This window comes from Nonomuraea sp. NPDC049637 (assembly GCF_040675235.1).
Lineage (GTDB): Bacteria > Actinomycetota > Actinomycetes > Streptosporangiales > Streptosporangiaceae > Nonomuraea.
The window spans coordinates 1-7,346 of record NZ_JBFAOM010000100.1; the positions used below are offsets into that span (position 1 = coordinate 1).

Consider the following 7,346-nt stretch of genomic DNA (forward strand, 5'->3'; position numbering starts at 1 on the left):
ACCATCCCCGAACCACGTGACCAGCGCGCCAACCGCATCCGGCGCGGCTCGGCCGGGGGACGGCCCACCGGCTTCGATGCCGAGCGCTACAAGGCCATCGTGGCGAGCCGGCCGAACGACAGAATCAACTACGCCGTGGACGTGAAATATGATGGCGCCCAGACCGTGGTCGACAGGTTCCGTATGAGGGCCGAGCTCAACGGCCAGGTGATCCTGGATGAATGTGTCCGCAACGATTTGAACGGGACGGTTACAGATGGCATCCGTTGCTGACCTCAAAGCGCTGATTCCCCCGGTCAAGCCGGCTCCGGTCGTTGACTGGGAGAATATCGAGAACCACCTGGGCATTCGGCTTCCTGCGGACTATAAGGCGCTTATGTCGGAATACACCAGCCTAGTTATCGGCGAAAATCTAAGGCTGTCCATCGGTAATCCCGGACACGCTGACATAGAAACGATCGCAGAAGACGACATCGCCCTTCTCAGCGAACTCATGCTAGGCGAGGACGAACAGATAGACATACTCGACGACTACGGAAAGACGGTAGGAGAGCGATACTTCCTGCCCTACCCTGAGCCTGGCGGCGTGTATCCCTGGGGATCGACCGCCTACGGGGACATTCTGCTGTGGGAGATGGTCGGCGACACGCCAGAGGCATGGCCCGTCTGGATCCTCCATGGCGCCGAAGCCTGGCGGCATCCCGGCGGGGTGGTGGACTTCCTGGTCCGGGCACTCAACGGGACCCTGGTGTGCCCCCTATTGCAAGATGGTGGCGTGCTGGACGCGCATGTCACAGAATTCGGCCCGGGAGAGTAAGACATCTAGGTCGCTAAAGCCGACCGGGCGGCGTCATCGACATGACGTGTCGACATGTCATGTCGATGACGCCGCTCCGGGATGTGACACCCTTCGAGTGGCGAAACCTGCCCCATCTGGGCCAACTCTGCGACTGGAGGCTACCCTTCCCGGCCATGTGCGGGCCTTCGCCGCCTACGACCGTGCAGCCCATGCTGGCTCAAGCGCGCTTTAGCCTCATCACCGACACTACTCTGCCGGACGCGCTCGAAGCCGCTCTCCGCTGACACTGGGTCACAATGTTCAGTGCGCTGAACCCACGAGGGAACACGCCTTGAGATGGCTGAACCCACGTGAGTTCCCGCTGTGCGGGAGCAATCTTTGATTCCTTGTTCGCACAGGTGATCGATTAGCATGCGGCCGAAGAAGGGAGACCGCCATGATCACGCTTGACGACCTGCGCCGGTTCGCGACCGCCTTACCGGAGGTGGAGGAGTTCATCCACTTCCGGCTGCCGGGGTTCAAGGTGAAGGGAAGGCCGTTCGCCGGCATGGAAAGGGGGGACACGACCGCGGTGTTCTCCGGCAGCCAGAACGAGGCCGCCACGGCTGTGGCCGCCGACCCCGCCGTCTACAGCGAGGTGTGGCGGACCGCCGCCATGAAGATCTGGGTGGGTCTGCGGGTTGACCTCTCGGCCATCTCGCCGGAACAGATCCAGCAACTTGTCGAGCACGCCTGGCGCAACAAGGCCCCCATGAGTGTCGTAGCCGCCTATGACGCGGCCGCACCTTCTAACACCGCGGTTCGACTGGCGAATGCCCGGCGCGAGGCACGGGCGCGCGACGTCGCCGAGGCCGTCCACCGCGCCCGCCAGCAGCCCTGCTAGCCATCCGGCGTATCGTGAGCCCCCGGTCATCCCCAGTCCGCGCATCTTCCTCGTTTGCATACGCACCAGAGGATCCGACGACCGGCCGTAGCCGTCCCGCCGCGACCCGGAGAGCCCCCGCAGCAACTCGCCAGGTGGCGGCCCACCGTAATTCACGGGAGCCCAGAGCCGCCGGCGTGCCGTCCACTTCGCGAGATGCCTACCAGGGCCGGGAACAGCAACGGGCGTGCTGGCCTCGCAGACCCCGCACGGCCAAGTGCAGGGCGGGGGCAGGCAACGACTATGGTGCCGGCGGCCCAGGGTTCGTTTCTAATTGGCTGCGGCCACGCAGGTGTCTACCGCAGTAGCTGGGGCGACTCCCGCTCGCAGGAGAGGGGCCAGGCACTCGTCCAGGTTTCCGTCGCTGCCCGCTTCGCAGGCTGCAGCGAGCTCGGCGTCATCGTGCCGCCTTCGGCGAACGACACCGTCTGGGGCGTGTTCGTCAGCGGCGGCTGGTAGACGATGTCCTCCTGGAGGGTGCAGACCTGGAGGGACGCCGCGCGCGCGACGGACGCGGGCAGCAGGCTCAGCCCCGCCGTGACCAGCACGGTCATGGCGAGGAGCATGGCGGGCGCGGATCGTCCCGAGCCTCGGGCGGTACGTCGCGGCGACATGGGCGGGGCCCTTTCCGTGAAGGCGGACGGCAGGCGGTTCCTTGCCCGGAAACCCGCTGTGGGCGGGCGCTTACGTATGGTGAACCGATCCGCGTCGCCCGCCCAGCGTCCGCATGAGCAGCATTTGCCATCGGCGGGTGCTCAAGGTATCGCCGTCCGGCAAGGATTGCCGCCGCGGCCTTGCGGGAACCGTGCGGAGTTCCGCGGCCGTCGCTGCACCCCGTCCGCCGTCGTCCCGCCCAAAGGGAAGCGGACCGAGGCCCCGAAGCCGACATGAAGCACTCCCGGCCGGAGAGAACGACCTTGACCGCGGGACCCCGCTCTGCTCAGCCTGTCCGGGCCGACGGCGAACGGGACGGCGCCCGGCCCCGGACACCACGTGCGCGGCCCCCGCCGGACGCGCTGTCCGTGGCCCGACAACGAAACGGAAGGGTCGGCGGCATGGATGTGCGGCGATCTGTTTGGTACCAGCTCGGGTCCGCCTGCACCTTCATCTTCTGCGGATGGACCGGAGCCGGCGTGGTGTTCGGGCTCTCCGGATTTCGCGGCCCAATGCCGGACGCCTGGCTGAAAGGGATGTGGGTGTTCCTCTCGCTGAGCATCCTTCTCAAGCTCGTCGCCGGAGTCGTACATCTGCTGCGGAAACGAGCCGCCCAGGTTGTGAAGGACGACCCCGCCGCCGGATGACAGCCTGCAGGTGTCGAGATGGCCTTCGCGTTGCCGCCGGCCCGTGTGGAGGCGGTGTCGCCGGCGTCCAGATCCAAATGATCATTTCAGGCCGCGTTCCCGATGCGTTCAGTCCGACGCTGTTCCCGGCTCCTAGCCTGCGCGAGCACGTCGGAAACTCTGATCAGGAGCGTCATGCGCGTTCTACCCCGGCTTCGCGCCGGTGCCGTCATGCTCGCGGCGGCCACCGCCGTCCTCGGCACGACGGTCATTTCACCCCCACCCGCGGCCGCGGCCAAGTCACCCGAGCAGATCGCCAAGGACTGCCTCAACTTCAGCTACCGGCAGGCGGGCGACCTCGTCTACGAGGTGCCCGAATGCAAGCTCACCTACAAGAGCTCCCAGCAGGTGCTGGGCGACGCGGAGATCCCGGACGCGATCGGTGACTCCAGCAAGCCCCGCCCGGTCGCCCGCTCCTGCGGCGCCGCGGGCGGAAGCGTTGGCGTGGCGGGGATGAAGAGCTCGTCGACCTCGTTCTCCTTCGGGCTCGACATCGGCGGGAAGAAGAAGTTCGGAGACTGGGAGGGCTCCGTCGGGCCGAAGCTCGGCTGGTCGTGGAGCTGGAGCAGCAGCGACACCTACACCAACACCGCGACCGTGCCCGGCTGGGGCGTCGCCTGGGTGACGGTGCGCAAGCCGCTCATCAAGGCCGTGGTCGACATCGCCGCCGACTACGACGACGGCAATGGCGTGCAGTACGGCAAGAACCTCACCGTGTACGTGCCCGACAAGAGCCGGTCGTACGACTGGGCGCTGAACTCGCGGCCGATGAGCGACTGGGAGATCTCGAAGTTCTGCGGCAGCGGCGGTTCCGGCGACGGCGACTACACCGAGTCGACCTCGTACGAGTCGTCCTACGGCGACTTCCGCCTGTGGCTGCCGAGCCAGTACCGGCTGTTCAACGCGCACAGCGGCAAGTGCATGGTGATCAAGGACGACAGCAAGACCGCGGGGGCGAGGATCGTGCAGCGAGACTGCCCGACCGGCACCTCCTCGGCGTTGCGCTGGACCCGTGCCAAGCAGGCCGACGGCTCGTTCCTGCAGAAGAACGACGCCTCCGGAAAGTGCGCGGACGTCACCGGCGACGAGCTCGCCGACTGGCTCAGCCTCGACCAGCAGAACTGTACGTCCTCCGCGCCTCAGCAGAACTGGGCGGTCATGCGGGTGAGGGTGAAGATCCCGCCGCACTACGACGCGCAGCCGGCGTTCTACCTGTACAACCGCAAGAGCGGCAAGTGCATGGCGCTCGACCAGAACAACCTGCTGAGCAACGACGCCCCGCTTCAGCAGTACAACTGCGGCGATCTGCCCAAGCCGAAGCCGACCGGCGGCTACGACCTGTGGACGGTGAACTCCGCGGCCTACAAGAACGTGCTGAGCGGCATGTGCCTCGACCGCGGCGCCACGATCGACGGCGGCGGCCTGGTCGTCCAGCGCTCGTGCAACGGCAAGTCGTCGCAGAAGTGGACCGCTGTGCCGCGCAACGGCGGCTGGTTCAACATCAGGAACGACAACGGCTACTGCCTGACCGCCCCGTACAACAACGGCACTCCGCCGGGGGAGAACACGCAGCTCATGTGGTGGGGCTGCGAGACCCGCTGGGATTCGGGCAACCAGTATTGGTCGGTCAACCCGATGCCGGGCGGACGCTACACCTTCTCCAACCAATGGACGAAGCTTTGCCTGGCACCGCATTCCAGCGATGTGAGCAAGGACGGCGGCCGGGTGGCCCTGCGCCGCTGCGTCTCCTGACCGGATGACCGGCTGGTGCGCCCGCCCGCGCCGCTGCGCCGCTCGTCCGGCACCCGAAGGGGCCGCAGCACGCGACCGCGCACCAGCCGAACCCGGTGTCCCGTCACTGTCGGGGACCGGCCCGGAACGCGGCGTCCGGTGTGCCGAGCAGTGCCGCCACTCGGCTGGTGATCTCCCGGTCGATGCACTCGCGAATCAGCGTTTCGGACTGATCGCTGGTTCGGGTCGGCTGGAGGAGCATCGCGAGCGGGGTGCGGCCCGATGCGTCGATGGTCTCCACGAGGGTGCCGACGATGCGCTCGCCGAAACCATCGAGGCCGTCGGCGAAGATCGTTTCGATGGCCGGCGGGAGCTGGGGGGACATCTCGACAGCGGCGGCGAACAGGCCCTGTTTGCTGCCAAGCTCGGCTCCGCCGAGGAGGTTTCGCCTCCACGCGGGCATCTCATCACCCCTGCAGGGGTCGCAACGAGCAGACCGACGCTCCTGAGGAGCGCGTATGCACCGGACAACCGTCTGGCTCCGCCACAACATGGACGCCGTGTTCCCCGCTGACATGCGTGCACCTGGCGCATGTAGGCGGCGAATCGGGTGCGGTGCTCATCGAGATGCTCGTGCCACTACTGGCGGATCGCGTGGCGGGTGCCGTTCCGCGCCTTCTCATCCTGGCGGGGGCGGCGGTGAGGCCGAGGAACTGGTGGGTCGCCACGGCAACCTGCGTCAGGCGCTCCTGGAGGTGGGCACCCCATTCCAACTGCTCGGCGTCGCTCTGGACGACCTGGTCTCCTGCGGCCGCCCCCTGCGCGGACTCCCCGACGGTTGCGGCCCGCCTGGCCTGAGGACATGCCCTTCCGCGATCCGGTTCTCGACGCCGGCGTCAGCCGGTGGTCAGTCCTGTGATGATCAGGTTCAGGCCGTGGGCGAAGTGGGCGGCGAAATCGGTGCTGGTCAGTGTGGCTTCGGCGGCAGCCAGGTTGGGGTAGGCGTCGGGGTCGAGGGCCGCGTGCAGCAGGGTCAGTGAGGCGGGCAGCTCGGAGCCGGCGAGAGACTGGGCGGCCTGTTCCTCCAGGGTGTGGCCGACGGTGAAGTGGATGATCGTGAGTGCCGTACGGGTGGCGGCCTCGGGGGCCGGGCATGTCTCGCGCAGCACGCCCACGAGGGTCTCGGCGTAGTTCAGCGTGTTGGGGCCGACGGAGTGGGTGCCGGCGTAGACGCGTGCGCCGTCGCGGTGGCGCAGCAGCGCGGTGCGCAGCCGTCCGGCCAGTTCGGTGAGCTGATCACGCCAGGCGAGCCCGTCGGGCAGCGGGTCGGCGCAGCCCGCGAGCATCTCCTCCGCCATGGCGGCGAGCAGCGTCTGCTTGGTGGCGAAGTGCCGGTAGAGCGTGCCCGCCTGGACGTCGAGGGCCGCGGCCAGACGGCGCATGGTCAGCGCGTCGAGCCCGTCCTCGTCGACCAGGCGCAGGGCGGTTGCGACCGCCTCGGGCACGCCCATCTTGCGGGGGCGGCCCCGGGAGCGCTGGGCGGACGAGGAGGTTGACGTGGGTCCCATGCCCAGTGATACTAATGACCTCAATTTTATGAACGATGTTCATTTAATAGGAGGGACGCAAGCGTGCACATCGACGTGATCGTGGTGGGAGCCGGGCCCACCGGACTGCTGCTGGCCGCGGAGCTGGCCCTGGCGGGCGTGGCGGTCCGCGTGCTCGAACGGAACGACGCGCCCACCAGCCAGTCGCGGGCGCTCACGCTGCACCCGCGCAGCATCGAGGTGATGGACCTGCGCGGCATCGCCGGCCGTTTCCTCGCCCGCGGTCACACCCTGCCCGGGTGGCACTTCGCGGGCCTGAACACGCGCCTCGACTTCACCGCCCTCGACACCCGGCACGGCTACACCCTGTTCCTGGAGCAGGCCCGGACCGAGGAACTGCTCGACGCCCGCGCCCGCGAGCTGGGCGCCGAGATCGTCCGCGGCTGTCAGGTCACCGCCGTGCGGCAGGAGCCGGACGGCGTCGTCGTCCAGACAGCCCGGGGAGAGACGCTGCGCGCCTCCTACGTCGTGGGCTGCGACGGCGGACGCGGCATCGTCCGGCAGGCGGCCGGCATCCCCTTCGACGGAACCGACGAGACGCTGTCCGGCATGCTCGGCGACTTCGCCGTCACCGATCCGGACGCCGTGCGCGCGGCCGAGGCCCGCGGCGTGCTGGCCGTGCCGCTGGAGGGCGGGCTGACCCGGTTCGTGGTCATCGATCCCGAACGCATGCGGGTGCCGTCCGGCCTGCCCCTGACGTACGAGGAGTTCCGGCAAGCGCTGACGAACGTCGCCGGCACGGACTTCGGCGTCGCCGAGCCGCGCTGGCTGTCGCGGTTCGGCAACGCGACCCGCCTGGCCGGGCGGTACCGGCAGGGCCGGCTCCTGGTGGCGGGCGACGCGGCCCACATCCACTTCCCGGCGGCGGGACAGGGCCTCAACACCGGTCTGCAGGACGCCATGAACCTGGGGTGGAAGCTCGCCGCCCAGGTCAAGGGCTGGGCTCC

8 protein-coding genes and 1 pseudogene are annotated in these 7,346 nt (G+C 68.2%); 6 read left to right on the forward strand and 3 right to left on the reverse strand.

Translation table 11 applies throughout. From position 1 onward, the window contains the following. The 3 genes and pseudogenes from AB0J71_RS49285 to AB0J71_RS49295 all read left to right on the forward strand — a co-directional run. A pseudogene (locus AB0J71_RS49285) lies at window positions 1–273 on the forward strand (hypothetical protein); the annotation flags it as partial. Then, window positions 257–817, forward strand: coding sequence for an SMI1/KNR4 family protein (locus AB0J71_RS49290; protein WP_364421312.1), 561 nt, complete (start codon window positions 257–259; stop codon window positions 815–817). The pseudogene AB0J71_RS49285 and the gene AB0J71_RS49290, both read left to right, overlap by 17 nt. A 418-nt stretch (window positions 818–1,235) precedes the next feature. Then, entirely contained in the window at window positions 1,236–1,682 is a 447-nt protein-coding gene (locus AB0J71_RS49295; protein WP_364421314.1) for an MmcQ/YjbR family DNA-binding protein, read from the forward strand. Window positions 1,683–2,017: 335 nt separating this feature from the next. Here the strand turns inward: AB0J71_RS49295 and AB0J71_RS49300 are convergent, their stop codons facing one another. Next, on the reverse strand, window positions 2,018–2,287 hold the full coding sequence (locus AB0J71_RS49300) for a hypothetical protein (protein WP_364421316.1): 270 nt from the start codon (window positions 2,285–2,287) through the stop codon (window positions 2,018–2,020). Window positions 2,288–2,776: 489 nt separating this feature from the next. Here AB0J71_RS49300 and AB0J71_RS49305 point away from each other — a divergent pair, with 489 nt between their 5' ends. Then, window positions 2,777–3,022 (forward strand): hypothetical protein, encoded by a 246-nt coding sequence (locus tag AB0J71_RS49305; RefSeq protein ID WP_364421318.1) that lies wholly within the window; start codon window positions 2,777–2,779, stop codon window positions 3,020–3,022. Window positions 3,023–3,196: 174 nt separating this feature from the next. Next, entirely contained in the window at window positions 3,197–4,813 is a 1,617-nt protein-coding gene (locus tag AB0J71_RS49310) for an RICIN domain-containing protein (RefSeq protein WP_352324547.1), read from the forward strand. A 103-nt stretch (window positions 4,814–4,916) separates the two neighbouring features. Here the strand turns inward: AB0J71_RS49310 and AB0J71_RS49315 are convergent, their stop codons facing one another. Further along, on the reverse strand, window positions 4,917–5,255 hold the full coding sequence (locus tag AB0J71_RS49315) for a hypothetical protein (protein WP_352324548.1): 339 nt from the start codon (window positions 5,253–5,255) through the stop codon (window positions 4,917–4,919). A 433-nt stretch (window positions 5,256–5,688) separates the two neighbouring features. Further along, window positions 5,689–6,360 (reverse strand): TetR/AcrR family transcriptional regulator, encoded by a 672-nt coding sequence (locus AB0J71_RS49320; RefSeq protein ID WP_364421320.1) that lies wholly within the window; start codon window positions 6,358–6,360, stop codon window positions 5,689–5,691. 63 nt (window positions 6,361–6,423) lie between these two features. Here AB0J71_RS49320 and AB0J71_RS49325 point away from each other — a divergent pair. Next, window positions 6,424–7,346 (forward strand): FAD-dependent oxidoreductase (locus AB0J71_RS49325; RefSeq protein WP_364421322.1); only part of this gene is annotated, 923 nt, incomplete at its 3' end.

What these genes read in the sequence shown, in the direction of transcription:
- AB0J71_RS49290 (WP_364421312.1), top strand. Translation starts at nt 257, where the DNA reads ATGGCATCCGTTGCTGACCTCAAAGCGCTGATTCCCCCGGTCAAGCCG.
- AB0J71_RS49295 (WP_364421314.1), top strand. Translation starts at nt 1,236, where the DNA reads ATGATCACGCTTGACGACCTGCGCCGGTTCGCGACCGCCTTACCGGAG.
- AB0J71_RS49300 (WP_364421316.1), bottom strand. Translation starts at nt 2,287, where the DNA reads ATGCTCCTCGCCATGACCGTGCTGGTCACGGCGGGGCTGAGCCTGCTG.
- AB0J71_RS49305 (WP_364421318.1), top strand. Translation starts at nt 2,777, where the DNA reads ATGGATGTGCGGCGATCTGTTTGGTACCAGCTCGGGTCCGCCTGCACC.
- AB0J71_RS49310 (WP_352324547.1), top strand. Translation starts at nt 3,197, where the DNA reads ATGCGCGTTCTACCCCGGCTTCGCGCCGGTGCCGTCATGCTCGCGGCG.
- AB0J71_RS49315 (WP_352324548.1), bottom strand. Translation starts at nt 5,255, where the DNA reads ATGCCCGCGTGGAGGCGAAACCTCCTCGGCGGAGCCGAGCTTGGCAGC.
- AB0J71_RS49320 (WP_364421320.1), bottom strand. Translation starts at nt 6,360, where the DNA reads ATGGGACCCACGTCAACCTCCTCGTCCGCCCAGCGCTCCCGGGGCCGC.